This is a genomic window from Pantoea sp. X-Soil-MYKO-1289 (genome assembly GCF_059730625.1).
Genome location: NZ_AP036005.1, coordinates 160,267 through 185,906, shown reverse-complemented (window position 1 = coordinate 185,906; position 25,640 = coordinate 160,267). Strand labels below are relative to the sequence as shown.

Sequence of the window (25,640 nt, the reverse complement as noted above, 5' to 3'; positions counted from 1 at the left end):
CGCTAAGCATTGCCGAAACAGGCATTAGCGCGGCGTGCCTCTGAGGAAGTTCTGAACGGCTGACAAAACCCTGGCTCATTACGCGCGTAACGCGTCGCCCATTTTTTAACCCATTGTCCAGCAATGTAAATATGCTGACGCCAACTATACAATGAGAATCATTATCACTATCATGCGCATTTACTTACACTCGTTAACGTATCAGGGAGAAAGTTTAAGTGAATGTAACGGTAGATTTCAGAAAGCGCCCCTGCGCCCTGCTGATGGTCGGCATGCTGAGCGCCACCGGCGTCGGTGCGGAAGAGACGGAAAAGCTGGCTGACGACGAGACGATGCTGGTCACCGCCGAACAGATACTCAAGCAGCAGCCCGGCGTCTCCACCATTACCGCCAAAGATATTGAAAAAAGCCCGCCGGTGAACGATCTCTCCGACATCATCCGTAAAATGCCCGGCGTCAATCTGACCGGCAACGGCGCCAGCGGCAGCCGCGGCAACAATCGTCAGATCGATATTCGCGGCATGGGGCCGGAAAATACCCTGATTCTGATTGACGGCGTGCCGGTTTCCTCACGCAACGCGGTGCGCTACAGCTGGCGCGGCGAGCGCGATTCGCGCGGCGACAGCAACTGGGTGCCGCCGGAAATGGTGGAGCGTATCGAGGTGATCCGCGGCCCGGCGGCGGCGCGCTACGGCTCCGGCGCGGCGGGCGGCGTGGTGAATATTATTACCAAACGACCCACCAACGACTGGCACGGCTCCCTTTCGCTGTTTACCAACCAGCCCGAAGACAGCAAAGAGGGCGCCACCAAACGCGCCAACTTCAGCCTGAGCGGGCCGCTGGCGGGCGACGCGCTGACCATGCGCCTCTATGGCAACATCAATAAAACCGATGCCGACGCCTGGGACATTAATACCGCGCAGAACGGCTCCTATGCCGCGGGTCGCGAAGGCGTGCGTAATAAAGATATCAATGGCGTGCTCTCCTGGAAGATCACCCCAGAGCAGATCCTTGATTTCTCATACGGCTACAGCCGTCAGGGCAATATCTACGCCGGCGACACGCAAAACAGCAACGGCAATAACAGCGCCAACGGCCTGGTCGAGTCGCTGGTCGGCAGTGAAACCAACCGTCTTTACCGCCAGTCTTACGGCCTGGCGCACAACGGCATCTGGGACTGGGGCCTGTCGAAGCTGACGTTCAATTACGAAAAAACCAATAACACGCGCCTGCAGGAAGGCTCCGGCGGCAGCGTGGAGGGCATGATCAACAGCGATAAATTCGCCACCAGCCGACTGGAGAGCTACCGCGGCAACGCGGAGATTAACTTCCCGCTCGACTGGCTGCGCGACCAGACGGTAACGCTGGGCGCGGAGTGGAACCATGACAAGCTGAACGATCCCGCCTCGATGCAGGCCGCCAACCAGGCGGGCGTTAATATCGGCGGCGTCAGCGGCAACGCAGCGGATCGCAGCAGCAAGAACAGCGCGACCCTCAGCTCGCTCTACTTCGAGGATAATATCGCCGCGACCGACTCGACCGAGGTTATTCCCGGCATCCGCTTCGACTACCACAACAGCTTCGGCGCCAACTGGAGTCCGAGTCTGAACCTGTCGCAGGCTCTGGGAGACGACTTCACGCTTAAGGCGGGCATCGCCCGCGCCTTCAAAGCGCCGAACCTCTATCAGTCCACCGAAGGCTATCTGCTCTCGACACGCGGCAACGGCTGCCCGAAGGATATCGCGTCGGGCAGCTGTTATCTGCTGGGCAGCGACGATCTGGAGCCGGAAGTGAGCGTGAACAAAGAGCTGGGCATCGAGTACACTCATCAGGGCTACGTGGCGGGCATCACCTGGTTCCGCAACGATTATAAAAACAAGATCGTCTCTGGCCGCGAGCGCGTAGGCATCGCCTCTAACGGCTATAACATTCTGCGCTGGGAAAACGGCGGCAAAGCGGTGGTTGAAGGGCTGGAAGGCAACCTGACGGTGCCGCTGATCGCCGATACGCTGGAGTGGCGCAGCAACGCCACCTATATGCTGAAGTCGGAAGATAAAGAGACCGGCAATCCGCTGTCGATTATTCCCAAATACACCATCAACTCGCAGCTTGAGTGGCAGATGACGCGCGACCTTTCCGGCAATATCAACTGGACGATGTACGGCCGCCAGAAGCCGCGCGAGTTTTCCGAATCGCGGCTGGAGGTGAACAATCTGTCGCAGCGTGAGGTTGGCGCCTACTCGGTGTTGGGCCTGAATCTCAACTACGACCTGACAAAAAACCTGCGCGCCAACGCGGGCGTCAGCAACCTGCTCGATAAGCGCATCTATCGCGAGAACGCGGGCGCGTCGACCTATAACGAGCCAGGCCGCGCCTGGTACGCCGGGGTATCGTACAACTTCTGACCGGCTGCGCCGCCGCCGTTGCGCGACGGCGGCCAGCAGCAGAAAGATTGCTGATTTAACCTGATGTAAAGCGAGGCGCGTGGGGTTATGATGCTGCCGCTGCGGGTCATGCGTCGTCACACTCCGCCGCGCCTTGCGGGAAAAAGCAGACAGATGCGCAGGCGCGGGTTTCGACGCCAGGCTACGCTGAATAAACCCGTAATTCAGGAGAGTAAAGCCCGTGAAATTTGAAAATCAGGATGCGTTTAAACTGGCGGTGGCTTATATGGAGCGAAAAGAGAATGTCACCGGCATTACCGTTTACTTTAAATCCTTTATCGAGACCTACCAGAAATTCGATCGCTGGCTGAGCGCTGCCGATCCGGTGCAGGCTGTCGAAGAGGAGAAAAAAGCCGCTAAAGCCAATCCCGATTCTCTGCTCTGACGCCCCGCGCGGCGGGATAAGACGGTCGGCTTACTCAGTCTTAACCCGTCGTTCTGGCGCCCCTCGCCCGGCTTTGTCTGGGCGTTGTCCTCTTGCCGCTGTTCCTTAACGACGCATTCGTCGCTTATCATCCGCCTCTGTTTTATGCTTAACTTTCGCTCTACCTTTTTCAGTACGTGGTAAAAATGCACTATTTTAACGAATTAATGGGCTTTATTGAGGGGAACGTCGCGCTTTCCGCCACCTTCAATATTATTCTGCTGGTTCTCGCCGGTATGATTGCGCACCTTGTCTGCAAATTCTTCGTGGTCAAAGTGGTGCGCAAAGTCTTTTTCAGCACCCATAAAAGCGATGTGCCGCTGGATAAAGATGTCAGGATATCGGAAAAACTCTCCAACTTTATTCCGGTTATCACCGTCTATTATCTGCTGCAGTTTATGCCTGAACTGCCCGAACATCTGCAAATTGCCATTCGGACGCTGTGCGGCATTCTCTTCTTTATCTATCTGTCGCTCTTTTTTAATGAAGTGCTGGAGATCGTCAACAGCTCCTATTCGAAAAAATCGAAGCGTAAGAATCATTCGATCAAAGGCTATATTCAGGTCGGCAAAATTCTGGTGCATATTTTATCGGCGATTATGATCCTGGCGATTATGTCGAATAAATCGCCGGTGATTATTATTTCCAGCCTGGGTGCGGCGGCGGCGGTATTAATGCTGGTTTTTCAGCATACGCTGCTGTCGCTGGTGGCCAACATTCAGGTCTCCTCTAACGACGTGCTGCAGCTCGGCGACTGGATAGAGATGCCGGATAAAAATCTTAGCGGCGAAGTCACCGATATCGCCCTGCATACCATTACTATCCGCAACTGGGATAACACCATCTCGCGCATTCCCACTAAAAATTTCCTGACGGAAACCTACACCAACTGGCAGGCGATGTTTTCGTCGGGCGCGCGGCGCATTATGCGCAGCTTTTATCTCGATCTCGACTCCGTCACCTTTGTGAATCAGGAGATGCTGCAGTCGATGACCCAGCTGCGCGGCGTCAGCGAACCGCTTTCGGTGCTGCTCGACGGGCGCGACATTAGCGCCGTGGGCGATCGCTGGTTTATTGAAAACGGCATGACCAATCTCACCGTGTTCCGCCACTACCTGACCGCCTGGCTGGCGCAGCGCGACGACATTCGCAAGGATATGTATATCGTGGTGCGCGCGCTCAAACCCTCGCCGGACGGACTGCCGATCGAGGTCTACTGTTTTACCTCGTCGACGCTGTGGGCCGACTATGAAAATTCGCAGTCGGCGATTTTTGAATATATCTATGCGGTTGCCGGGCTTTTTTCGCTGCGCATCTATCAGCACCCTTCCGGCTCCGATTTCTGGCGTCTTTCGCGCGATCGCGCGCAGGCGTCAGAGGAAAACCGCTCGCCTTTCGCCTGACATAGCCAGTATGTTCAGACCGTCGCTGACCTTTTCTCTATGCCGCTGCGCGCAGCGGCATCTCTCTGATTAACGGCCAGAAAAATCAGCATCTTTTGCTGCGGCATTCGCTTGATTAAGCGGTGCGCCGGGCTACGCTTAATGCGTGACTAGCTAGTCCTTTTATCTTATGGAACATTGATAGGAGTTCTACCTATGACACAACAGAAATACAGAGGTGGCGCGGGTAATTTTGCTAACGATCCGGATCGTGCCAAAGAAGCGGGCAGCGCGGGAGGCAAAGCCAGCGGAGGCAATTTCAGGAACAATCCTGACAGAGCCAGGGAAGCCGGCCGGAAAGGAGGACAGAAGAGCCGTCGTCCGCCAGGTAATTCTGAGTAAGGTGCCTTTTGGAATGTTGTTCGCCATGGAATGGCGGTTTCCTTTCGCGCTTCTGACGCGCATAAAAAAGGCCGCCCGAAGGCGACCTGCCAGAATACGCGTGCCCCATCCGGCGCTTATCTCCGGCACTCGCAATGGCTTAGCTCTTGAAGGGGCTTAAGAATAGTCTCATAAAACCCGGTATGCGCTTTAACTTTTCTTGCTAACGAAATTATTAGCACGCTAATAAATCATCATCAGGCAAGCAGACCACTTCTTTCACGCCTCTCCCCCCTTTTATGGCTACACTAAGGTCATCGCTGGCGTTTTTGCCGCACAGCTCTCCCTGAACGAGGTCAAGCTTATGCCGTCCGGACAGTTCTATATACTCGATAAGCCTGAACTTTCTTTTAGCTGCAACTACCATCTCGACAGCGTTGCCGATCGCGCGTTTGAGTCGCGCATGCTGCTTGAGATCCAGAAAGAAAACCAGCCGGTTGAGGTCTTCGCGCCGCTCAGCATCGGTCAGGGTGTGGTGTTCGTTTCGCCCAGCGGCGAAGCGAAAAGCCTCTATTTGATCAGCGAAACCGATACTCACTTTATTTTTTCTTCGCGCGCCTGAGGGCGCAGTTCGGCGTTTATATCGGCCCTACCAGCGTCAATTCGCACGCTGAACCCGGCATGATGTTCTCCACTCCGTCGGTCAGCATCTGCCCGGCAGCGTAGAGCGCCTCAAGCGGCATTTGCGGCAGGCTTTCAAGAATAAACCACATTTTCTTATCCGTTACGCTCAGGCGGGTTCGGACTCCCTGCCGCCAGTTCCAGCGGCGGCAGGTAACCCCCCGATCATCACGCCAGATCACTTCGCCTGCCTCTGGCGTTTCAACGGCGGGCTGCCCATTTTTGAAGGTATCGAAGGTTTCCGTGCCGTCAGCGATCGCCAGCGCTGGCGTGCCGACGTAGGCGTCGAGGTTCTCTCCCCCGACCGGAATAGCGTAGCGCAGGCTAACCGCGTTATAGAGATCGACGACTGGATCGAGCGACGCCATGCCGCCGTCACGAATGACGCGTTTACGCAGCGCCTCTGCTGAGCATGGCGTGCGTTTAGGTTTCGCGCCAAAAGCTTGAAACACCTCGCTCCAGGCGTTGAGATGCGCATCCGCCCACTCCGGCTTGCCGGCAAGCACCGCTGCGCACGCTTCGCGCAGCGCCTCCGTGCCGAACTGCGGAGAGCGGACGGCGGCAACCTTCACCACAATGCTTAATGCGCGGAACCCTGGGGCGATATGACAGATATCTGAACTGATTGACGGCACCATTGAAGAGATCTCATAATCCAGTAATGACTAATTTATTGCATAATATCGACCGATGACCAAAAAAGTCAACATAACGACCGAGGCTGGCGCCGATGCAGCAGCGGTGAACGAGGCGATCTCTGCCCGGATCAAGCTGTACCGCAGCCAAAAAAAATTATCGCTGGACGAGCTGTCGCGCCGGGCTGGCGTCAGTAAAGGGATGCTGGTCGAGATCGAAGCCTGCAAGGCTAATCCCAGCATTGCGCTGCTTTGTCGGCTCGCGGCGGCGATGGGCGTCTCTGTCGCCGATATTGTTGACGTCGCCAGCGATCCCAAAGTGCATATTCTTCCGCCTGAACAGATCCCCCTGCTGTGGCAGGGAGAGCACGGCGGGAGCGCCAGATTGCTGGCGGGCACCAGTGGACCCAATATGGTTGAACTGTGGCGGTGGGAGCTTTATCCCGGTGACATATTCACCTCTCCAGGACATCCGCCGGAAACCACTGAGCTGCTGCATGTGACGGCCGGGACGCTGCTGTTAACGGTAAATGGCGACGCTTTTACCCTGGAGGCCGGCTATTCCGCTGTCGCCGCCACCGATACGGCGCATAGCTACGCCTGCGCCGGCGATGAGCCGCTCATTTTTACTATGACGGTGCATGAAAAAGCGCTCTGACGCGCCTGGACACAATAAACTGGAGCTTGCTATGTTTTCCGGACTGAGTGCTTTTCCCCTGACGCCCGTGACCGCCTCAGGTATTGATGAAAAAGGATTCGCCCGCATCCTTGCGCGGCTTACAGCGGCCAACGTCGACGCGATCTGCGCGCTGGGTTCGACGGGCAGCTACGCTTATCTGACGCGACAGCAAAGAGCGCGCGTCGCGACGCTGGCGGTTGAGCAGGCCGGGAAGATCCCGGTGATGATTGGTATCGGCGCCGTCAGCACCTCTGAAGTGCTGCATCTGGCCGATGACGCGCAGCGCGCAGGCGCCAGCGCGCTGCTTTTGCCGCCGGTAAGCTATCAAAAACTAAGCGAAGATGAGGTATTCAGCCTGTTTGAAACGGTGTCGCGCCACGTTTCGCTGCCCGTCTGTCTTTATGACAATCCCGCTACGACGCATTTTACATTCTCTTCCGACCTGTATCGGCGTATCGCCATGCTCCCTCACATAAGGTCAGTAAAAATTCCTGGCGTACCGGACGAGCCGGAACAGGCGCGCAGCCATATTCATCAGCTGCGCGCCCTGCTGCCTCAACACATCGCTATTGGCGTCAGCGTGGACGCTGTTGCCGGGACGGCGCTCAATGCGGGCTGCGATCTCTGGTATTCCGTCTGCGGCGGGCTGTTTCCGCAGACGGCGAAGGCGATTACCGTCGCCGCCGCCCAGGGCGATCGCGCGCGCGTCACCCAGCTCTCCGCGCGCCTGAGTCCGCTGTGGGCGCTCTACCGCAAGCACGGCGGGAGCATTCGCGTGATGGCGGCGGCGGCAGGCGTGCTGGGCGTGACCGATCCTGATTGCCTTCCGCGTCCGCTCCAGCCGCTTTCAGCCGCGCACCGGGCCGAGATCGCTGCGGTTATTTCGGCGCTGGCGCTATCCTGAAACATTGTTGCAGACGCCGCCCCGCGCAGGAGCGGCCAGGGCCTGATTAAGCTGGCTGGCATGGCGTTTATTTGCGGTGTTTAATCAAAGGCGATTCATCTATACTTTGGGCGTATTTTTTAGCAGAGAGTGGTTGCATGTATAACGAATTAGAAAGTCTGTTGCAGCAAGAGCTGGACCAAATAAACCGCGCTGAGAATCGCAATGACCGCCCCTATTTTGACGTCTCCTTTATTAAGCAATACCCCGGACTGTATGGCCTGATGTGCTTTCTGTTTGTCATTACCATGGGCGTGCTGCTTTATTCCTCATCATTCGGCACCATTGAATATATTGTTTGCTGCGCTATTTTCGCCATCTGTAATTTCTTCTTCTTTTTCCATATCAATCCCGCCTACCGAGTAAAAGATATTGACAGAGGCGCGCTGAAAAATTGCTATACCGGCGACTGGTATATGGAAGTTCACGTACGCGATGCGTTTATTCAGTCGCTGCTTGCCGGCGACGTGCTTAGCGTCGACGAGAAGGCGCGCTTAAAAAGCCAGTATGATAAGAAAGGCTATCTTTACTTCGCCGATATCTATCGTCTCAGACGCTAGTTTAGAGAGAGCACAGGATGTCCTGCAGTTCGCTACTCCTGTGCTAAGCTTTTTCCAGGTTTCAGGCGAGACGAGGAAATATGGAAAATAACGCAAACGAGAAGATGACGAATATTGTTATCGGCGAAGCCGTTATGCAGCTGGTGAGCGCGGGCGCCGATATCTCCTGGCGCGCTGTAACGGAAACGCTGCAGCTTCAGCTGAAAATGGAGCAGGACAGCGAGCGTCTGATGGCGATGCGTCATGCGATCAATCAGGTGCATGACGAACTGCGCGCGCACTACGGAACGCACGGCTCGCTGACGGGGCGTCCTTCGGCGGAAAGATTGCTGCACTAACGCGTTATTCGCCTGTGCCCTCTCCTTCGCTCTCAGAAAATTCCTTTTCTTATCATAGCGACTTTCGCTGACGCGCTCGCGTGCCAGGCTAAAGAGAGTGAAATAAACATGAACAGGAGAGAGTGATGAAAATATGGATTGCCGTTTCCCTTGCTGCCGCGGTGAGCTGTTCGGTAATGGCGTCTCAGGGCCAGTTCGAAACGGCTGCGCCGACGCCCGCAGGCTCGACGGCGCATCGCTGATTAGATACCTTCATCGTCCGGCGTGCGTCCTACCACGATTTCCAGGCAGTGGCGCAGCACATCAAGATGCACCACGTCGGTGGTGCTCTCCAGTTCAGCGATAAGATAGATAATGATCGCTTTGCTGGTGACGCGTTTGCCATGGATCACGATATCGCGAATCACGGCATCCAGCACGCGAGACTCCGCCTCAAGACGATCGCCCGCTTCGCGGAAGTGATGAATAATGTCGGCTTCGGCAGACGCGTTATGCTGAGCATTCTGTTGAGTTTGCATATTGTGTTCTTATAGTATGGCCCGCGAGAATGATGCGCAGCGCCGTCAGAAAGAGTGATGCTCAGGCCAGACCGCGCGGCGTGACCTGAATAAAGGGTTCGCCAGCGATTAGCGGCTGAACAGCATGCCGATAAGCAGATGCAGCTGCTGCTCCTCTTCTGGCCCCGTGGCCTGCTCCAGGCGACGGATCAGACGCGAGCAGAGCGCTTTGCGGTTGAGATTCTGACCGGCACGCAGGATCTCCGTGACAACCTGACCCAGCGTTTCCTGCTGCGACGGCAGCGTGACGTCGCTCATATAGCGGACGGTATCTGAAATTACAACGTTCTGGCGCATGGTAAACCCTCTGCGTTAACAAGCGATTAAATAGTGGTCATCAAAACCTGTAGTAAAGTTATACAACTCTCCTAAAGTTGTACAGCCCTTGCATTGTTGTACAGGTCTTATTTTTGTGCAAAAAGTGCTAAATCGCCTGCAAAGCCCGTTTTATCGGGCTTTCAGCGTCTTAAAGCGGACAGGTAAAGTTGTACAACTTTGCGGGCGGGTGAAGCAGGCGCAGATAAAACAGGTGTCATCCCTGACAGCGATCTCCGGCCGGGACGCGTCAGACGCGCCCGATAATGAGGTTATCTTTCATCGTCGTTTTCCGGCCGGAGCCGGATGACGTCCTCGCTGTGTCTTCCATCATCTTCCCGCCCTGCCACTGTCAGCCAGTGCAGCTCGGTTTGATCCCGGTTGTCATGATGCTGATAACTCTTCAGCCAGCGTCTGGCCTCCGAGATAGCCGTTAGCCTTGCGGCGTGGGTTTCATTTTCAGCCATGTGACTCAGCTCAGCGATGAGTGTCTCAACGCTTATTTCTTTCTCACCGAGAGCCAGGCTGATAACCGCTTCGCCAATAATGGCGTGACCTTTCTCGTCGTTGTGAAATAACACGTAGTCTCCTTTTGTTGCGAATTAGACATAACCTCATTTGTCAGTTTAGTAACCACAAACCTGTACAGTTTTTTATTTTTGTAAAGCCTTGCCGGTTGGCTTAAAAAACCGCCGCGTTAAACAAGGTAAAAACTTGTAAAAAAGGCAATTTATCATCAAGCGAAGCGGTAGCTCAGAATAAATTTCAGGTTAAAATATTTAATCAGTTAAAATTCAATGCATTATAGAAATTAACATTTGACTTCCCCTGGCCCTCACGGTGAAAAAGCAGCGCAGTTATCTTTTTTATTCAGCCGCTTTCGCTAAAATGAGCAGGATTAATCCTGTTATCGCACAAATTACGCAGTGTTAATTGGCGTTAGCCTGCCTGTAGCTGTTAATGTGGCGGCGACAATCACGATAAACGGAGCATTCATGCTTACAACAATAATTTACCGCAGCCATCTCTCTGACGAGGTGCCTGTAAAATCCCTTCCTGGCATGGTGGAAAAAGCCAGCCAGCTGAATGCGTCCCATCAAGTGACCGGCATTCTGCTGTTTAACGGCACCCACTTTTTCCAGATCCTGGAAGGGCCGGAGGCGGGCGTGCTGGATATTTATAGCCGCATCTGCGCCGACAAGCGCCATCACAACGTTGTCGAGCTGATGCGCGACTACTCGCCGTCGCGCCGTTTCGGCAACGCCGGTATGGAGCTGTTTGACCTGCGCGAGCATGATCGGTCTACCGTTCTGCAGGCAGTGCTGGATAAGGGCACCTCGCGCTATCGCCTCACCTACGACGATCGCGGCTTACAGTTCTTACGCACCTTTGTCGAGTCGCGCGAAAAAGAGAACTATTTTGAAGTGCCGCCGGTTGAATACTGGGACTTTATTGCAGACCAGACGGGCGCCTCTGACTCCTGGCCCGCCAATCACGGCGTGGCCTTTAAGCCGGTTATCGACCCGCTGGGTCGTCAGGTCACGGCGATTGAAGCGATCGCTACGCTGAATGGAGAGGTCGCGCTTGAAGGTTTGCCGAAATATCAGGCCAGCCTGAACGCCGTCACACAGGCTTTCGACCAGGCGGGCAGAGCCTGCCCGGAAGGCATGTCGCTCTACGTCAGCCTGCTGCCGATGACGCTGGTCGCCATCCCTGAGGCGGTGCGCATTATTGTGGATGCGATACGCAGCGCCGGACTGGTGCCGGAGCAGGTGATTATCGGCGTCAGCGAAACAGAGGTCATTTCTCAGATCGAAGCGTTTTCGGTTGCGGTAAGGCAGCTTAAGGAAGCGGGCATCAGCCTGTCGATCGATAACTTCGGCGACGGTTCGGCAGGGCTTTCGATGCTGACCCGCATTCAGCCCGACCGTATTCGTATCGGCGCGGGCATTATCCGCGACGTGCACCGCAGCGGCCCGAGGCAGGCGGTGGTGCAGGCGATCATCAAGTGCTGCTCAGCGCTGGAAATCACCGTTATCGCCGCCGGCATTGAACGTCCGGAAGAGTGGATGTGGCTGGAAGCGGCAGGCGTAATCAACTTCCAGGGACGTCTGTTTAGCGATACCGGCGCCGCTGTCGCCTGGCCGGAGCTGCGCGAAGCGATTTAACGGATTGCCCGTCGAGCAGGGATGCTCGCTCATGACCTTCTCTCCCCGCCTCCTCGCCCTTTTTTATTCCTCGCAGACTCAGTATGCTGCTTCCTGTCTTTCTTTTTTACAGGAGTTGCCGTGACTGAAAAACGCTATTACGCCAGCGATGCGCTTGAGACAGAAAGCCAGGTAATAAGCTGCACGCCGCAGAGCGACAATCGTTTCTGCGTCATTCTTTCTGCCACGCTGTTCCATCCGCAGGGCGGCGGGCAGCCCTCTGACAGAGGTACGATTAACGGCGTAAACATGCTGCAGGCGGTGCAGGATGGCGACCAGGTGCTTCATTTCACGGATGGGCCGCTGGAGACGGGGCCGGTGCGGCTAAAAGTTGACGCCGGGCTGCGCGCGCTCCACTCCCGCTACCACTCAGCCGGCCATCTTATTGGCCTGGCGGGAGAGAAATATGGCTGGCTGGGCGTAAAGGGAAACCATAAGCCGGGCGAAGGACGCATCGTTTTTGAGGCCGTCGCCCCCTTAATGCCCCTCACCCTTGATGAGCTTAATGCCGATGCGGCGGCGCTGGTTCAGCGTGGCGACAGTCGCATTATCACCGACGCGGCGGGTAAACGTATGGTGACCTGGGGCGATCTTAAACCCTATGCCTGCGGCGGCACGCATGTGCAGAATACGCTGGAGATCGGCAACATTCGTATCCTTAAGCTCAAGGAGAAAAAAGGCCAGCTCTCCGTTCAGTACGAGCTTGATGCCTGACCTGAACATCGCCTGTCAGAGATATCGGCAGAACGTTGCCCACTTCACACAGAAAAATCCTCCCGCTGCGCTATGATTAACGGGTAACACACAGCAAAGTGTTGCCTACGAAATCAAGAAACTAATGACACGCTCTGTTGCCCGCCTTGCGCGGGCTTTTTTGTTTGCTCTCTCCTTCACCTGAGGTTATCGGCCGAGGCAGGCGCGGTAATCCGCCGCGCCGCTGCAGGCAATCTGCGCGTTGATGCGCGCCATCATCTCGCTGAAAAAGGGATTGGCGGTGGCGCGCATAAAGGTTTCCGGGCCGACGGTCAGGCTGCTGGTTTCGCCGCGCAGCGAGAGATCGCCCAGCGAAATGCCGTAGCGGTTCTGCTGGTCAGGCTGCTCGCCGTAGAGATCGTCGTTCAGGGGAAAAGGCACGGCGATATGCGACAACGAGAACATATCCCGCGGCCACGCAAGGTTTAATGGCGCAATCTGCTCCTCAACCTCGCCGGCGTTAATGGTGCGCGCCACCGTTTGATAAGTCTCGGGCGTGCGGTTGGTGATCACTGTGGCGGCGTAAGCGCGCGGCGCGGCAGGCAGCAGACGGCTGACCGCCGAAGGCAGCGGCGCGCGGAACAGTGCGCTCATATTGGCCGCCTGATTGATATCAAAAATCACCAGACTGCTGCCGTTGCGCGGCAGATAGCGATAGAGCGCATCGACCACCGCGCGGGTGCTTACCGTGGCGTCCATAACCGACTGAAAGGTCAGCACCGGCGCCAGCGCGCTAATCTGCCCGCTGCGCGCCGCCTGCGCGATCTGCGCCTGCAACGCCTGCGTCAGCAGCCAGGACTGGCGCGCGGCGTTAACGGGAAACGAGTTGTATTTAAAGGGGTTATATTCCGGCACCACGTTAAGCCAGGCGGTTCGGGCAAAGGCGGGAAACAGCGCGGGCCAGCCCGCCACGCCGGCGAAGCGGGCGTAGCCGGTGACGCCAATCATCGGCGACAGCAACACGATCTGCTGCGGCGCGCGCAGCTGTTTGTCGCCAAGGCTCTCCAGCGCATATTTCATCGCCAGCGCGCCGCCGTTGGAGTAGCCCACCAGATGCAGCGGCCGCTGCGCGCCCGCCAGCCGGGTCGCCTCCCGCACCGCCAGCCGGGTGGCCGCCATCCAGCTCTGCCAGTTAACGGCGGTGAGCGATCCCGGCGCCGTGCCGTGCCCCGGCAGCCTCGGCGCAACCGCGACAAAGCCGCGCTGCTGATAATCCTCCGCCAGATAGCGCACGCTGTAGGGCGAGTCGGTCAGCCCGTGCAGCAGTACCACCGCGCCCCGAATCTCGCCTTTGGGCATCAGAATAAACGAACGATTCCAGTCGGTAGCGAAGCGCGCCGGATAAACCGCGCTGCCGGGATAAAAGCGGTTAAGCGCGTTTTTGTCCTCATCGCTCAGCCCATCGTTCAGCTCCGCTTTCATCTCCTGAAAGATGCGCGCTTCTCGCTGCTGATAATCGGCGAAGCTGGCGCGATCTATCTCATCGGCCGACATCTCATCGGCCACCCAGCTGTGCCAGCGGTGCAGCGACGGCCCCTGCTCCGACTGATAAATACGACCAATAAAGAACACCAGCAGCAGAACGGCGATGCCGATCAGCGCCCGTCTGGCCAGGGTCAGGATTGTGTGAGTGCGCGCCATCTGTTGATCCTTTCGAAAGCAGACGGCGATTTTGGATCAGAAGTCGCCGCGCCACCAGACCAGCGCGCTTTTTTAGCGTTTAATGGCGATGCCCACGATCAGGCCGCCGAGCGCCAGACCCGCTGCCGCCAGCAGCAGCGCAGGATGCAGCGAGTGAAACAGCATGACGCTTCCCGACGAGACCAGCGGGCCGATCAGCTGCCCGGTGGCGTAGCCGGACGTCAGCACCGCCACGGTGCGGGCCATCGCGCCCGGCGAGAGATCGCGCGCCAGCCGCATCGAGAGCTGCATAATCGAAAGGAAGCCGAGGCCGGTGAGCAGCGTGGCGATAAACAGCCCCTTCACATCGGGGAAAATCACCACGCTGGCAACGCCCACGCCCTGCGCCACCATCGCCGTCGCCAGCGCGGCCTGGATATTGAGGCGCGCCGCGAAGGCGATCACCAGCAGCACGCCCGCCACCGCAGAGAGGCCGAACAGCGGCCAGAAGAGCGCCGCCTGATTGCCGCTGGTAAAAAAGCTGTGCGCCATCTGGGATAAAAAGGTGGCGGGCAAAATATAGCCGAAGCCCGCCAGGCTATAGGCCGCCAGCAGCCTTTTCAGGTTGCGGTTGAAGGGTTCCGACCTGGCCGACCGATCCGCAGAGGGCAGCGAGGCCGGCAGCCGGTTGAAAATCAGCAGCGCCGCAGCGGCGGTGACCAGCCCGTAAACCAGCCACGCCTGCGAGGCGCTCAGGCCGCAGGCGGCGGCGCCCCAGGCCAGCAGGCCGGTTAACGCGATGCCGATGCCGGGGCCGGTAAACACCGCAGCCGACAGCCTGGGCGCCCGATGGTTCGCCAGCGTCAGCTGCGTCCATGAGGTGACGATAATCAGCGCCCAGGCGCCGCCTACGCCGGAGAGAAAGCGAAACAGGCACTGTAAGGTAAAATCGGCGGTCGCGGCGGAGAGCAACGTCACCAGCACCGTGGCGACCAGTCCCGTTTTTAAACAGGCGGCATGGTGTTTCGTTAAGCGGCTGGCGTGCAGCGCGCCCAGCAGATAGCCGATATAGTTCATCGCCGCCAGAATGCCCGCGCTGGAGAGCGTCAAGGCGCCTTCCTTGATCATCAACGGGATTTGCGGTGTTAAAGAGAAGCGGCCAATTCCCATGACCGCCACCAGCGTCAGAATGCCGGTAAGCAGCGTACCGATGGCGTCCGGCAGACGATGGCTGGAAGGGTTGCGCTCCGACAGATGTTGATTCGACATATTTTTGCTTTTTTCTCGCTAAGTCACTTAATCTTGCGGCCAGTGTAAAACCGCATGACCTGACGAAAAATGGGGCCAGTTATCCTGTGACCAGAAGTCATACCCAGGAGTACAGATGACGCGCAATGAGAATGTAAAAAACTTTCTGGTTCATCATCGCGCACGCGTCAATCCCGAGGCGCATGGCTTCAGCAACCGCCATCGGCGCGTGCCGGGGCTGCGTCGGGAAGAGGTGGCCCAGCTCGCCGCCGTCAGCGTTAGCTGGTACACCTGGCTGGAGCAGGGGCGCGACATTCGCATCTCCCCGGCGGCGTTGCAGCGTATCGGCCGGGTGTTGCAGCTTACGCCCACCGAGCAGGATTACCTCGACGCGCTGGTTTTCGGCAAGAAGAACCGTCCCGATACTCCAGAAGCGATCCCGCGCGAGGTGATCGCCATGGCAGACGCCCTGTCGCCGCATCCCGCCTTTATTCGCCGCGCCAATATGGACATTCTCTACTGGAATGAGGCGGCCCGCGCCCGAATATTCGACTGGTCGACGATCCCTGAAGCCGATCGCAATTCGCTGAAGCTGCTTTTTATTAATGACGGCTATAAGCAAAAAATTCACGACTGGGAACAGGCGGCCAGACACAGCATCGCCGCCTTCCGCGCCTATTATGCCGCCAGCAATCAGAGCGAACTCTTTGAGGAGGTCATTCGCGATCTCGCTGCGCGCAGCGATCTATTTCGCACCATGTGGCACGCGCAGGATGTCAATAAAGTCGGCGCCGGCAATAAGGCGATCGTCGAGAGCGACGGAACCCTGAATCATTACACCTATACCGCGCTTGAGGTGGAAAGCGCGCCCGGCATTTTCCTGATTTTTTATCTTGCTCGCGACGCTTAGCGGCCGATGAGGCGCAGCGTGAAAATGTGCGCAGCGCCACGGCACCCTTTTTTAAATCGACCATAGTTACAGGTTGAATTAAAAAATAAGCCTGCCATGAATAATAATATCGCCATGTGGTAAATAACCCGCCATCTCATATACTCAGCTTATGCGGCGCGAAGCCTTAATTAGCCCGCAGGCAGATTTATCCGGCCTTAGCATTATTAAGATCTGACGGGGAGCTTTCCGATGCGTAATTTTACGTTGCCGCTGTTGATCGCCCTTTTTCTGCTGAGCGGCTGCCAGACGACGCCGCAAGAAGCGAGAATGAAATCCGCCGACTTTCATCAGGTTAGCGGCCGAAGCGCCGGGCAGTTAAGTGAATGCATCTATCGAGGCTGGTCATCCACCGAGGTGGTGCAAAAAGATAACACCACTCATCTGGAGCATGAAAGCGAAAGAGTGACGGTTTATACCTGGGAAAACTCCATGTTCGCCGATGTGTATAAACGCGGCGCAGGATCGGAGGTGCGTTTTTATAAAACCTTTACCATGGGGCCGGAAGTGCTCGCCGATCGCAGCCGCATTGTGAAACTCTGCGCCTGACGCGTAATTATATCGGCTGGCCGATGCCAGCCGATAGCTGTTAATTAAGGTTAACGACGGCCTTTAATTACCGAGGCTTTCCAGCTGAAATCGGAGACTTCGCTCTCTTTCATCGCTTCGGGTTTCTTTCTGCGCGTCGGTGCCTTTTTGGCTTTTTCGGCCTGGGCTTTTTGTTTCGCCAGCTTTACGCTCATGATCTGCTGCCGGGCTTCGGCGGTAAACTCTTTCTCTTTCTTGACGTCCGGCTCTTTGCCGGTGCGCTGGCGATACTTTTCGATTAACCCTTTTAACACGCCGTCTACCGCCAGCCGCTCATCCGGGTCAAACTGGTCGATGGAGATCATCTTTTTATCGTTCATAGCGTATCGTCCTGAGTGAATTCACAGCGATGAGTCTACTCTGAATAGTGATTGATTGCTGCTGCTTCGGCTTTCTTGTACCCTTTCCGGTCCATATAAAGAGGACTTTTCATGACCGATCATCGCGCGAAAGACCCGCTGCACGGCGTCACGCTTGAAATGCAGGTGAATGCGTTAGTGACGCGCTTTGGCTGGCTGGAACTGAGCAAGCGGATCAATATCAACTGCTTCAAAAACGATCCAAGCGTTAAATCGAGCTTAAAATTTTTGCGTCGTACGCCCTGGGCGCGCGCCGAAGTGGAAGCCCTCTATCTCGATTCGCTGAATGAACCTGCTGCTAAAGCCGGCGCCGAACCGGCGTTTAATCCCTGGACGGCCGGTCGGGATAAGTAACCTGCGCGCTGAAATGGGCTAGTGTCGATCTATGCATATCGATCTGCTGGGTTTCTTGCCCGCACTGCTGCCTGTCGCCCTCTCGCCCGGCGCCAGCTTTACGCTGGTCATGAACAGCGCGTTAGCCGGCGGGCGTAAAGGGCTTTACCGGACGCTAACCGGAACGGCGATGGGCATCTATACCCATGCGCTGCTTATCGGGCTCGGTATCACCGCTATTATCGCCTCGGCGCCGGTGCTCTCTGGCGCGCTGCAAATCGCTGGCACGCTCTATCTTCTCTGGCTCGGCATCCAGCTTATTCGCAGCGGTCTCGGCGCCAGGCAGACGGCGTCTGAAAAGCCTGTGGCTTCCGTTACGGTAAAAGAGGCCTGGCTCGCTAACGTCCTCAACCCCAAAGCCGTTATGTTCTATCTGACGGTGGTTTCGCCGTTTGCGGGCCGTCATGGCGGCCTTTCATCCTTTCTGCTGCTGGCCTCGGTTCATATCGCGGTGATGAGCGTCTGGCTGCTGGCGGTTAGCCACGCCCTGCTCTTCTCGGCGAGAAAGGCGGATCCCATCCGCCTTAAAAAATATGTCAATATCGCTGGCGGGCTGGTGCTCATTTTTATTTCAGTTAAAGGCCTGCTGCCCTGACCTCGTCGCTTTTTCCTGAGGCCATCCCTTTTAAAGACGGGGCCGCGAAACGAGGATGCTTAAGCCGGGTATCAGCAACGGAGCCAGCGGTGCCCCCCGCCGAACGTCAATCAATGCGACTGCCGCGCGCGCGCCGCCGCGACCAGCCCGTCCAGCCACTCCTGATGACCGTTGATCATCGGATTCGGTTTCGCCTTCGCCAGCGCTTTAGCGGGTTTGCCGTTCTGTACCTCTTGCGTAAGGATGCGCACGCGATGGTCCGATAAATCCTCGATCAGCCAGGCATGCAGCACATCCAGCCGATCGTCGCTGCCCTCTTCACCCGCCCAGCCGTGCCAGGAGAGGCGCGCGGGCTCGCCGTCTGCGGCAGCCATATATTCTGTCACCTGCGCCTCCACCGGGAAGCCGAAGGTTTCAAAGTAGAATCGAACATCCTGCGCCAGCTCGGGCCCTTTATCGTCATAAAAGCGCGGATTCGCGGAGTTCTGATAATATGTTGGCCACAGCGACGGCTGGTTCAGCAGCGGCCAGATCTCCCTGCTGCTCAGGCAGGACACAATCACTTCGTTAGAGCAAAAATTGTCGCTGAAGCCCGGCATAAAACCGTCGGGCCAGTTGATGGCGTTCATTTTCATCGCTTGTCTCCTGGATTAGGGGCTACCCGCCTCGGTAGCGAACGAAGTCAGTATCGGGCTGGGCGAGAAATAAGACCAATCGCCGTTTATTATTTTTGATATTTGCCATGCTAATATCTGACGATGCGTCGACCCGCTTTTCTCACTCGTCACTTAACGCTGGAGTCTATGAAAACCGATATCCGCACCCTCGATCTCAATCTGCTCAAAACCCTCGACGCGCTACTGGATGAGCGCAGCGTGACGCGCGCGGCAGAACGATTATCGCTCACTCAGCCTGCCGTCAGCGGCATGCTTACGCGCCTGCGCGAATGCTTTGACGATCCGCTTTTTACCCGCACGCAGCGCGGCATTATTCCGACGCTGCGCGCCCTTGAGCTGGCGCAACCGGTGAAAACCATACTGGCGGAAGTCGCGGAGCTATTGCAGCCGAAAGCTTTCGATCCGGCGACGGCGGAGATGACCGTCAGGATTGCCGCCACCGATTACGCCTTGCGTGCGGTGATCGTGCCGTTTATGGCTGCGTTGCGCGCTCAGGCGCCGGGCATTCGCGTGGCGGTCACGCCCGTCAGCAGCCAGCCCCTCACGGCGCAATTTGAGCGCGGCGCTATTGATATTGCGCTGATTACGCCCGACAGCGCGCCCGACGGTCTGCATGCGCGCGTCCTGTTCGATGAGGAATATGTCTGTTTGATGCGGCAGGACCACCCGCTGGCGCAGCAAGACGGCCTAACCCTCGACGGGTTTTGCGCGCAGGATCATGCGTTGTTCTCTTATGCAGACGGCAGCTTTCGCGGCGTTACCGATGAGGCGCTGGCGGCCCTTGGCCGCACGCGCCGCGTAACGCTCTCGGTGTGCAGCTTTCTGGTGCTGCCGGAGATCTTGCGCGTTAGCGATTTGCTTAGCGTGGTGCCGCGTCGGCTGACGCATGACTTGCCTGGTTTGAGCGCACTGCCGCCGCCGCTGTCAATTCCCGGCTTTAGCAAGATAGCCGTCTGGCACGAGCGAACGCACCGGGATGCGGGACATCGCTGGGTGCGCGCGCTTCTGTTTGCAGCTGCGCAAGCGGAGTGAGGTTGATACCATCGGGATATCCCCATCTAATGGAATGGCATGCTGAGGTTGAGATTACCTACTCAGTGTTCGTAACGTCTTGATAGGCTAACAGAAGAGGAAAAACCATCCCTGGTGATATAGAGGAGAAAACAGCAGGCGCGTCAAACGGCGTGACGGCAGGCAAACAGCAGCGGCACCTTAGCTGCGCAGCAGCGTCAGCACCATGTCCGGCGTCTGATTGGCGATTTTCATCACTGCGTTTTGACCCTGTTGCAGGATCTGCGTCTGCGCGAGGCGGCTCGCTTCCTGCGCGTAGTCCGCATCCTGAATGCGGCTGCGCGCCGACTGCGTATCGACGCTCTGCTGCGCCAGCACCGTTCTGTTCGATTCGTAGCGGTTGATCTTCGCGCCGTAGTAGGAGCGGTAGGCGCTCACTTTCTCCAGCGCCGCATCCAGCGCTTTGGTGGTAACGGAAATATCGGCGCTGGTTAACAGCGTCGTATTCTTCAGCCCCAGGGTTTTCAGGTCAGCGGGCGTCGGCTTCAGGGTATCGAACTGCATCTGCTGCCCAAAATCGGCGCTGGTCACGACGTCAAAATGCTGGCTCTTGATGGGCGGAATCGCGGGTTGGGTCACCGGCTCCGGCAGCTCGCCCCAGGTAAGCTGACTGGTAAACGAGCCGTTGCCCACCACCACCACAATCAGATCTTCGGTCACCTTATCCAGGCTGATGCGCTCCAGCGGATTGCTCTTGATGGTGCCGTTGTTATAGTCGCCGGTTGCCCTGTCCTCATAACGATCGCCATCGCCGCTGTAGCTGATGTTCATGCCGTTGTAGCTCATCGAGGCGCTGCCGCCCAGCGCCCAGCTCGCCCCGCCCTGAAGCAGCTGGGAATCGTCATAGGCGGCGCCGCTGGCGAAGCCGTTGGCGCTGGTCAGCAGCGACGTCGTCGCGCTAGCGTCATCGGTGATCCCTTTGCTTACCCAGGTAAAGTCAGGATCGCTGCCGTTGATCGGCGTACCGACCAGATGCTTGCCGTCGCGCGTAAACAGCTGCAGGTCATCATCCTGACCGAGCGAGTCGATGCTGATGGTAATGTTGGTCGCGCCTGCCGGAATGTAAGCCAGCGGTATCACGCCGGAGGTGAATGAATAGCTTTGATTCGCGACCGGGAACTTATTTTTAATCGGCTGCACGTTGCCCAACAGCGCAGGCGGCAGCTCCGGATCGTCCGTCGCCAGCGGATACTGGCCGAATATCTCCGTCTGCTCGGAGATGTCGCTGATGCCCGCCAGAATCTGTTGATACTCATTGTTGACGCTGGCGCGATCGGCGTCAGAGAGCGTGCCGTTAGCGGCCTGGATCGCCAGGCTTTTGGCGCGAATAAGCCTCTCGCTGACGGTGCTCAGACTGCTTTCAGCGGTTTGCGCAAGGCTGATGGCATCGTTGAGGCCGCGCGAAACGACGCTATCCGCCTTAACGTTAGCCGTCATCCGGTTGGCGATCGCCTGCCCCGCCGCATCATCTTTTGCGCTGTTGATACGTGAGCCTGATGAGAGCCGTTCGATAACCTGCTCCAGCACTGACGAGCTGTTATTCATCGAATGACTCGTCAGCGCGGCAAACTTGTTATGGTTTATTGTTAACATAGCCGCTACATACCTTCATGGAAACTGTATGATTTATCGGCATGGCGCAGGGCGGCTTTAGCGGCTAACCCCGCAGTTATGCTGCTTTGCGGCCTGTTTGCCTTTAAGTGGCTGATCGGGAATTGATTTAAGTTGCAAAATTTTTACAGTTTTTGGGCAGGATCGTGCTCTGGTGGCGCTGCGGTGACCGCTATGCAGCCTGCCTGCATGCGCATGGCATATCAGGCAGGCAACGGCTTTCAGTCAGGATGGTGCGCGGTTTCTTTGGCTTTCCATAAGGCGAGCAGCGTAATGCCCAGCGCCAGAGTGACATACAGCGAAACCCATAGCGTGCTGCCGGTCTCTTTAAACAGCGAGGTAATAATGAGTGGCGCGAAGCCGCCGCCAATAATGCCGGCAAGGGTGTAGGCGAGCGATGAGCCGGCATAACGCACGTGGCCGGGAAACTGCTCGGTCACAAAGGCCGCCTGCGGGCCATACATCATCGCGTGGATCAGCAAACCGCCAATCACCGCCAGCACAATCAACACCGGCTGCGTGCTGTCAAGCAGCACAAAGAACAGGAAAGACCAGACGATCGCCAGAAGCGCGCCGGTAATGTAGACCGGACGACGTCCCCACTTATCGGACAAGGCGCCGAACATCGGCACGGTGATCGCGTTGCCAATCGCGCCCAGCATGGTTGCCGCCAGCGCCAGCGGACGCGGCAGTTGAAGCACGGTGGTGACATAGGTCAGCGTAAACACCACCACCAGCGCGTAAAGCACATCCGAGCCGATACGCGATCCTCCGGCAATCAGCAGCGCTTTGGGATGGTTGACGAACACCTCTTTCAGCGGCGTATGGGTGGTTTTGTGCTCGGCCTGCATGGCGACGAAGGTGGGCGTCTCCTCCACGCCCCGCCGCAGCCACAGGCCGAACAGCACCAGCAGCAGGCTGAGCAGGAAAGGAATGCGCCAGCCCCATGCCTGGAACTGCTCGCCGCTCATCATCACCGTCACCAGGGTAATAAAGCCGGTGCCGATAAGGGTTCCGCAGGAGGGCCCTACCTGCGCGAACGAGGCATTGCGCCCGCGCTTGCCCGCGTCGCCATGCTCCATCGACAGTAAAACCGCGCCGGCCCACTCTCCGCCCAGCGCGATGCCCTGCACGAAACGCAGCGCGACCAGCAGGATGGGACTCCAGATGCCCCAAAGCGCGTAGCCGGGCAGCAGTCCCATCAGCGCGGTGGTGACGCCCATGATCACCAGCGTGATGATCAACACCGCCTTGCGCCCGGCCACATCGCCGAGGTGGCCGAAGACAAAGCCGCCCAGCGGTCGGGATATATAGCCCACCGCGTAGGTCGAAAACGCCAGAATCGTGCCCACCAGCGGATCGAAGCTGGGGAAAAACACGTGGTTGAACACCAGCGCGGCCATGATGTTGTAAACGGTAAAGTCATACCACTCCAGCGCCGTCCCTATCGAGCTGGCCGCCGCCAGACGGCCGGTTTTCGATTTGGCGCGCTTGTCGCGTACTACATGCTGCAAAGAAGAGTCGGTGTTAGCCATGCGTCAGCTCCTGTTTGGTTAACTGCCAGCTCAGGGCATAGCGCTGAACCGTGCCCGAAAGCGCCCGTGCCGCGTCTGCCGCCAGCGCGTCGCAGCACTGCGCCTCGCGGCAGTGGATAAGCAGCATCGGCGACATCTGGCGATCCTCCGTCTGTTCCATCGGCAGCGGCGAGCTGAGACGGGGATCCGGCGTGAGCAGACTGGAGGCGATATAGCCAGCCTTCTGGCCGATCTGCCGCTGCCAGGCGGTCAATGCCGCGGCGTTAACCGCTTGCAGCGTCACCACCGCCAGCTGACTGCCGGCGCCTTTACCGTGCGTATGGGTGACCGTGCTGACCCGGCGCTGAGGATTGACCATCTTTTGCAGATTCTTCACCGACCACGCCGTCTGGCGGGTAAAAGCGGCGTGGTAATCCGCGCTGGTGAACGCCTCCAGCGAGTCGGTTTCATACAACCCCAGATATTTTCGCTCGGCGTTAATCGCCTGATAACGCGTCCCGCTCAGGAAGCCGGCAATGGCCACCCGCTCTTCTACGTGCTCCTGGTCGTACCACTGATTGAAATCCGCTTCGTCTTCAGCGCCAATATTGGTGGCGACATACAGCATGCCGTGAGGGTGAGTCATGATTGGGATCTCCGGTTAAGGGCGGTTTCCACGGCGAGCGCCCAGCTGATCAAGCGGGCGTCGTCGCCATGAACGGAAGCAAGGCTGAGACCAACCGGCGCGCTGCCGGGTTGATGGCAAGGTAAAGAGAGGGCGCAACCATCCAGCATGTTGATGGTGCTGGGGTTACGCAGCATCAGGGCGTTGATCTCCATGTAGCGCTGCGCATCGTCGAGCGAGGCGATAGTGGGCGCGATGCAGGGAAACGGTGGGCATCAGTAAGGCGTCAAAACCGACCAGCGCCGCGTTGACACGCGCCTGCCAGTTTTTACGCTGCTGGTAGAGTTCAGCCGCGTCGTCTTCAGAGAGATAGCTGCCGCGCTGCACGCGCACCAGCACCTGAGGATCGTAAGCGTCGGGCTGCGCAGCGGCGGTGCGCTGGTGCCACTGCCAGGCTTCCCAGGCGGTGATGCCGCCGCGCGCGTTCATGGCATTCAGCTCATTCAGCTCGCTGAGGGCGATATTCACCAGCGTTGCGCCCGCCTGCTGTAGCGCCGCCAGCGCGCGCTGCCACGCCTCGGCAACCGTCGCGTCCAGCCCGTCCAGCACCCGGCTTTGCGGCACGGCGAAGCGCGCATGGCGCAGATCCTGCGGCTGTAGCTCAAGCGGGCGCTCGGCGATGAGGCTGTCCAGCAGCCAGCAGCTACGCACGTCATGGGCAATCACGCCGATGCTGTCGAGCGAGGTCGAGAGCGGCAGCGTGCCCGCCTGCTCAATGCGATGAGCCGTGGGTTTAAAACCGGTCAGGCCGCACAGCGCAGCGGGGATGCGTACGGAGCCGCCGGTATCGGTGCCGACGGCGCCCAGACACATGCCATCCGCCACCGCCACCGCCGCGCCGGAGGACGATCCGCCGGGAATGCGCTTTTCGGCGCGCCGCCAGGGATTCGCCGGCGTGCCGAAATGGGGATTGATCCCCAATCCCGAGAAGGCGAACTCCGTCATATTGGTTTTGCCGACGATAGCGGCGCCCGCCTGCTTCAACCTCTCCACCACGCTGGCGTTCGCCTCGGCGGCCGGCGCATCCGCCAGCAGACGCGAGCCGGCGGTGGTCGGTTCGCCTTTCACATCGAACAGGTCTTTGATACTGACGGGCAGCCCGTCGATGGCGCTTAACGCGCGCTGCGCCTGCCAGCGCGCGTCCGCTTCGCTCGCCTGCTGGAGGGCCTGTGCGGCGTAGCGTCGGGTAAAGACCTGCGCCCCCTCTTTGTCACTATCCTGAGCCGCATTCAGCGCCGCCTCCGTAAAGGCGCCGGCTGTGGACGCTTGCTGCTGAAGCTGCTGACTGGCCTGCCAGAGTGTGGTCATGCGCGCGCTCCTTATGCGACCACCGGCAGCGCGCCGGTGCAGTAGCTGTGCTCGAGGGTGCGGTTCAGCACCGGATCGTGCAGCGCCATGCGGAACGCGCTGGCAGGACGGATGCCGCCGATTGCGCCCAGCGTGCCGCAGGAGATGGCGAGTCCTTCATCTGGCGTGCCGTTATTCAGATAGCGCGCCAGCAAATCCTGCGGCGTAAGGAGCGAAGCCAGGGTGCCGTGCTGATAGATCACCCATTCGCCCTGCTCTTCTATCCATGAGGTCAGCTCCAGCGCGTCCCAGTGTTGGGCGACGTCGCGCATGCGCCATGCGCTGCGGCCGACCGGTTTGATGCACGCCTGTTTGGACAGCGCGACGCTAAAGGTTTCCAGATGGCGATCGGTATGATCCGAGGCGAGCGATACCCACAGTTCGCCGTTATGGGAGAATACGAAAGGCTCCGCTTCGCCTGAGGTTTCATTGCCGACCACTTCGAGCGGCGATTGCTGGCTGAGCTGATTAGTGGCGACGCGATAGAACAGCGGCACTGCACCGGGAGCGGGCACGCCAAGGGCTTCCAGCTCCCTGATATGGTGCATAACCGCTTCGCTGTCGCGTCCGGCCCAGCCTGCGATAACAAGATGCGTTACCTCGACATTGAGGATATTCGCGGCTTCGTCGGCGGTGGTGAACTGAAGATGCATGAAAACGCTCCTTTAAGAAATCACAGTGAAA

Annotated in this window: 28 protein-coding genes and 1 pseudogene; 16 read left to right on the top strand and 13 right to left on the bottom strand. The window is 58.0% G+C overall.

Annotated elements, in window-relative coordinates:
* Nucleotides 1-263: 263 nt before the first annotated feature.
* From AC6I7Z_RS20280 to AC6I7Z_RS20260, 5 genes are all read left to right on the top strand, one after another.
* Nucleotides 264-2,405, top strand: a complete 2,142-nt coding sequence (locus tag AC6I7Z_RS20280; RefSeq protein WP_497815908.1) for a TonB-dependent siderophore receptor — start codon at nt 264-266, stop codon at nt 2,403-2,405.
* A 220-nt stretch (nt 2,406-2,625) separates the two neighbouring features.
* Nucleotides 2,626-2,829, top strand: coding sequence for a hypothetical protein (locus AC6I7Z_RS20275; RefSeq protein ID WP_033748479.1), 204 nt, complete (start codon nt 2,626-2,628; stop codon nt 2,827-2,829).
* A gap of 185 nt (nt 2,830-3,014) precedes the next feature.
* Nucleotides 3,015-4,271, top strand: coding sequence for a mechanosensitive ion channel family protein (locus AC6I7Z_RS20270; protein WP_497815624.1), 1,257 nt, complete (start codon nt 3,015-3,017; stop codon nt 4,269-4,271).
* 195 nt (nt 4,272-4,466) lie between these two features.
* Complete coding sequence (locus tag AC6I7Z_RS20265) at nt 4,467-4,652, top strand: con-10 family general stress protein (RefSeq protein ID WP_071997410.1); 186 nt, start codon at nt 4,467-4,469, stop codon at nt 4,650-4,652.
* Nucleotides 4,653-4,995: 343 nt separating this feature from the next.
* Nucleotides 4,996-5,253, top strand: a complete 258-nt coding sequence (locus tag AC6I7Z_RS20260; RefSeq protein ID WP_497815623.1) for a hypothetical protein — start codon at nt 4,996-4,998, stop codon at nt 5,251-5,253.
* Nucleotides 5,254-5,269: 16 nt separating this feature from the next.
* On the opposite strand, the gene AC6I7Z_RS20255 is transcribed toward AC6I7Z_RS20260, so the two are convergent.
* Nucleotides 5,270-5,959 (bottom strand): B3/B4 domain-containing protein, encoded by a 690-nt coding sequence (locus AC6I7Z_RS20255; protein ID WP_497815907.1) that lies wholly within the window; start codon nt 5,957-5,959, stop codon nt 5,270-5,272.
* 43 nt (nt 5,960-6,002) lie between these two features.
* Here AC6I7Z_RS20255 and AC6I7Z_RS20250 point away from each other — a divergent pair, with 43 nt between their 5' ends.
* The 4 genes from AC6I7Z_RS20250 to AC6I7Z_RS20235 all read left to right on the top strand — a co-directional run bounded on the left by AC6I7Z_RS20250 (nt 6,003) and on the right by AC6I7Z_RS20235 (nt 8,467).
* Nucleotides 6,003-6,605 (top strand): helix-turn-helix domain-containing protein, encoded by a 603-nt coding sequence (locus AC6I7Z_RS20250; RefSeq protein ID WP_497815622.1) that lies wholly within the window; start codon nt 6,003-6,005, stop codon nt 6,603-6,605.
* Between the two features lie 31 nt (nt 6,606-6,636).
* A complete protein-coding gene (locus tag AC6I7Z_RS20245) occupies nt 6,637-7,530 on the top strand; it encodes a dihydrodipicolinate synthase family protein (protein ID WP_497815621.1) in 894 nt (297 codons plus the stop codon).
* Between the two features lie 137 nt (nt 7,531-7,667).
* On the top strand, nt 7,668-8,129 hold the full coding sequence (locus AC6I7Z_RS20240; protein ID WP_497815620.1) for a YlaC family protein: 462 nt from the start codon (nt 7,668-7,670) through the stop codon (nt 8,127-8,129).
* A gap of 80 nt (nt 8,130-8,209) precedes the next feature.
* Complete coding sequence (locus AC6I7Z_RS20235; RefSeq protein ID WP_497815619.1) at nt 8,210-8,467, top strand: hypothetical protein; 258 nt, start codon at nt 8,210-8,212, stop codon at nt 8,465-8,467.
* A gap of 242 nt (nt 8,468-8,709) precedes the next feature.
* Here AC6I7Z_RS20235 and AC6I7Z_RS20230 read toward each other — a convergent pair whose 3' ends face one another.
* The 3 genes from AC6I7Z_RS20230 to AC6I7Z_RS20220 all read right to left on the bottom strand — a co-directional run bounded on the left by AC6I7Z_RS20230 (nt 8,710) and on the right by AC6I7Z_RS20220 (nt 9,920).
* Complete coding sequence (locus AC6I7Z_RS20230; protein ID WP_497815618.1) at nt 8,710-8,985, bottom strand: biofilm development regulator YmgB/AriR family protein; 276 nt, start codon at nt 8,983-8,985, stop codon at nt 8,710-8,712.
* A gap of 108 nt (nt 8,986-9,093) precedes the next feature.
* Entirely contained in the window at nt 9,094-9,321 is a 228-nt protein-coding gene (ycgZ, locus tag AC6I7Z_RS20225) for a regulatory protein YcgZ (protein WP_497815617.1), read from the bottom strand.
* 290 nt (nt 9,322-9,611) lie between these two features.
* Nucleotides 9,612-9,920: a hypothetical protein gene (locus AC6I7Z_RS20220; RefSeq protein ID WP_497815616.1), complete on the bottom strand. Its 309-nt coding sequence runs from the start codon at nt 9,918-9,920 to the stop codon at nt 9,612-9,614.
* A gap of 414 nt (nt 9,921-10,334) precedes the next feature.
* On the opposite strand from AC6I7Z_RS20220, the gene AC6I7Z_RS20215 reads away from it, so the two are divergent.
* Together AC6I7Z_RS20215 and AC6I7Z_RS20210 are read left to right on the top strand one after the other, a co-directional pair.
* Nucleotides 10,335-11,507: a diguanylate phosphodiesterase gene (locus AC6I7Z_RS20215; protein ID WP_497815615.1), complete on the top strand. Its 1,173-nt coding sequence runs from the start codon at nt 10,335-10,337 to the stop codon at nt 11,505-11,507.
* Between the two features lie 120 nt (nt 11,508-11,627).
* Nucleotides 11,628-12,260, top strand: a complete 633-nt coding sequence (locus tag AC6I7Z_RS20210) for an alanyl-tRNA editing protein (RefSeq protein WP_497815614.1) — start codon at nt 11,628-11,630, stop codon at nt 12,258-12,260.
* A 186-nt stretch (nt 12,261-12,446) separates the two neighbouring features.
* On the opposite strand, the gene AC6I7Z_RS20205 is transcribed toward AC6I7Z_RS20210, so the two are convergent.
* Both AC6I7Z_RS20205 and AC6I7Z_RS20200 read right to left on the bottom strand, forming a co-directional pair.
* Nucleotides 12,447-13,940 carry an alpha/beta hydrolase gene (locus AC6I7Z_RS20205; protein WP_497815613.1) on the bottom strand — a complete coding sequence of 498 codons (1,494 nt, stop codon included), beginning with the start codon at nt 13,938-13,940 and terminating at the stop codon, nt 12,447-12,449.
* Between the two features lie 72 nt (nt 13,941-14,012).
* A complete protein-coding gene (locus AC6I7Z_RS20200) occupies nt 14,013-15,188 on the bottom strand; it encodes a YbfB/YjiJ family MFS transporter (protein ID WP_497815612.1) in 1,176 nt (391 codons plus the stop codon).
* A gap of 115 nt (nt 15,189-15,303) precedes the next feature.
* Between AC6I7Z_RS20200 and AC6I7Z_RS20195 the strand changes: the two genes are divergently transcribed.
* Complete coding sequence (locus AC6I7Z_RS20195; RefSeq protein WP_497815611.1) at nt 15,304-16,077, top strand: helix-turn-helix transcriptional regulator; 774 nt, start codon at nt 15,304-15,306, stop codon at nt 16,075-16,077.
* Between the two features lie 231 nt (nt 16,078-16,308).
* Nucleotides 16,309-16,665 carry a hypothetical protein gene (locus AC6I7Z_RS20190; RefSeq protein WP_497815610.1) on the top strand — a complete coding sequence of 119 codons (357 nt, stop codon included), beginning with the start codon at nt 16,309-16,311 and terminating at the stop codon, nt 16,663-16,665.
* Nucleotides 16,666-16,715: 50 nt separating this feature from the next.
* Here the strand turns inward: AC6I7Z_RS20190 and AC6I7Z_RS20185 are convergent, their stop codons facing one another.
* The gene (locus AC6I7Z_RS20185; protein WP_497815609.1) at nt 16,716-17,024 is read right to left on the bottom strand and encodes a hypothetical protein; all 309 of its coding nucleotides are present in this window, start codon (nt 17,022-17,024) and stop codon (nt 16,716-16,718) included.
* A 111-nt stretch (nt 17,025-17,135) separates the two neighbouring features.
* Here AC6I7Z_RS20185 and AC6I7Z_RS20180 point away from each other — a divergent pair, with 111 nt between their 5' ends.
* Both AC6I7Z_RS20180 and AC6I7Z_RS20175 read left to right on the top strand, forming a co-directional pair.
* Nucleotides 17,136-17,417, top strand: a complete 282-nt coding sequence (locus AC6I7Z_RS20180) for a VF530 family protein (RefSeq protein WP_497815608.1) — start codon at nt 17,136-17,138, stop codon at nt 17,415-17,417.
* Nucleotides 17,418-17,448: 31 nt separating this feature from the next.
* A complete protein-coding gene (locus AC6I7Z_RS20175) occupies nt 17,449-18,051 on the top strand; it encodes a LysE family translocator (protein ID WP_497815607.1) in 603 nt (200 codons plus the stop codon).
* Nucleotides 18,052-18,161: 110 nt separating this feature from the next.
* On the opposite strand, the gene AC6I7Z_RS20170 is transcribed toward AC6I7Z_RS20175, so the two are convergent.
* Nucleotides 18,162-18,680, bottom strand: a complete 519-nt coding sequence (locus AC6I7Z_RS20170; protein ID WP_497815906.1) for an SRPBCC family protein — start codon at nt 18,678-18,680, stop codon at nt 18,162-18,164.
* Between the two features lie 174 nt (nt 18,681-18,854).
* Between AC6I7Z_RS20170 and AC6I7Z_RS20165 the strand changes: the two genes are divergently transcribed.
* Nucleotides 18,855-19,760 (top strand): LysR family transcriptional regulator, encoded by a 906-nt coding sequence (locus tag AC6I7Z_RS20165; RefSeq protein ID WP_497815606.1) that lies wholly within the window; start codon nt 18,855-18,857, stop codon nt 19,758-19,760.
* A gap of 180 nt (nt 19,761-19,940) precedes the next feature.
* Here the strand turns inward: AC6I7Z_RS20165 and AC6I7Z_RS20160 are convergent, their stop codons facing one another.
* From AC6I7Z_RS20160 to AC6I7Z_RS20140, 5 genes and pseudogenes are all read right to left on the bottom strand, one after another.
* Complete coding sequence (locus AC6I7Z_RS20160) at nt 19,941-21,392, bottom strand: flagellin N-terminal helical domain-containing protein (RefSeq protein ID WP_497815605.1); 1,452 nt, start codon at nt 21,390-21,392, stop codon at nt 19,941-19,943.
* 239 nt (nt 21,393-21,631) lie between these two features.
* A complete protein-coding gene (locus AC6I7Z_RS20155) occupies nt 21,632-22,945 on the bottom strand; it encodes an MFS transporter (protein WP_497815604.1) in 1,314 nt (437 codons plus the stop codon).
* Nucleotides 22,938-23,570, bottom strand: a complete 633-nt coding sequence (locus tag AC6I7Z_RS20150; protein WP_497815603.1) for a hypothetical protein — start codon at nt 23,568-23,570, stop codon at nt 22,938-22,940. The genes AC6I7Z_RS20155 and AC6I7Z_RS20150 overlap by 8 nt, the downstream gene beginning before the upstream one ends.
* A pseudogene (locus AC6I7Z_RS20145) lies at nt 23,567-24,917 on the bottom strand (amidase). Before AC6I7Z_RS20145 ends, AC6I7Z_RS20150 begins: the two are co-directional and overlap by 4 nt.
* 11 nt (nt 24,918-24,928) lie before the next feature.
* Nucleotides 24,929-25,609: a DUF2848 domain-containing protein gene (locus tag AC6I7Z_RS20140; protein ID WP_497815602.1), complete on the bottom strand. Its 681-nt coding sequence runs from the start codon at nt 25,607-25,609 to the stop codon at nt 24,929-24,931.
* Nucleotides 25,610-25,640: the final 31 nt, after the last annotated feature.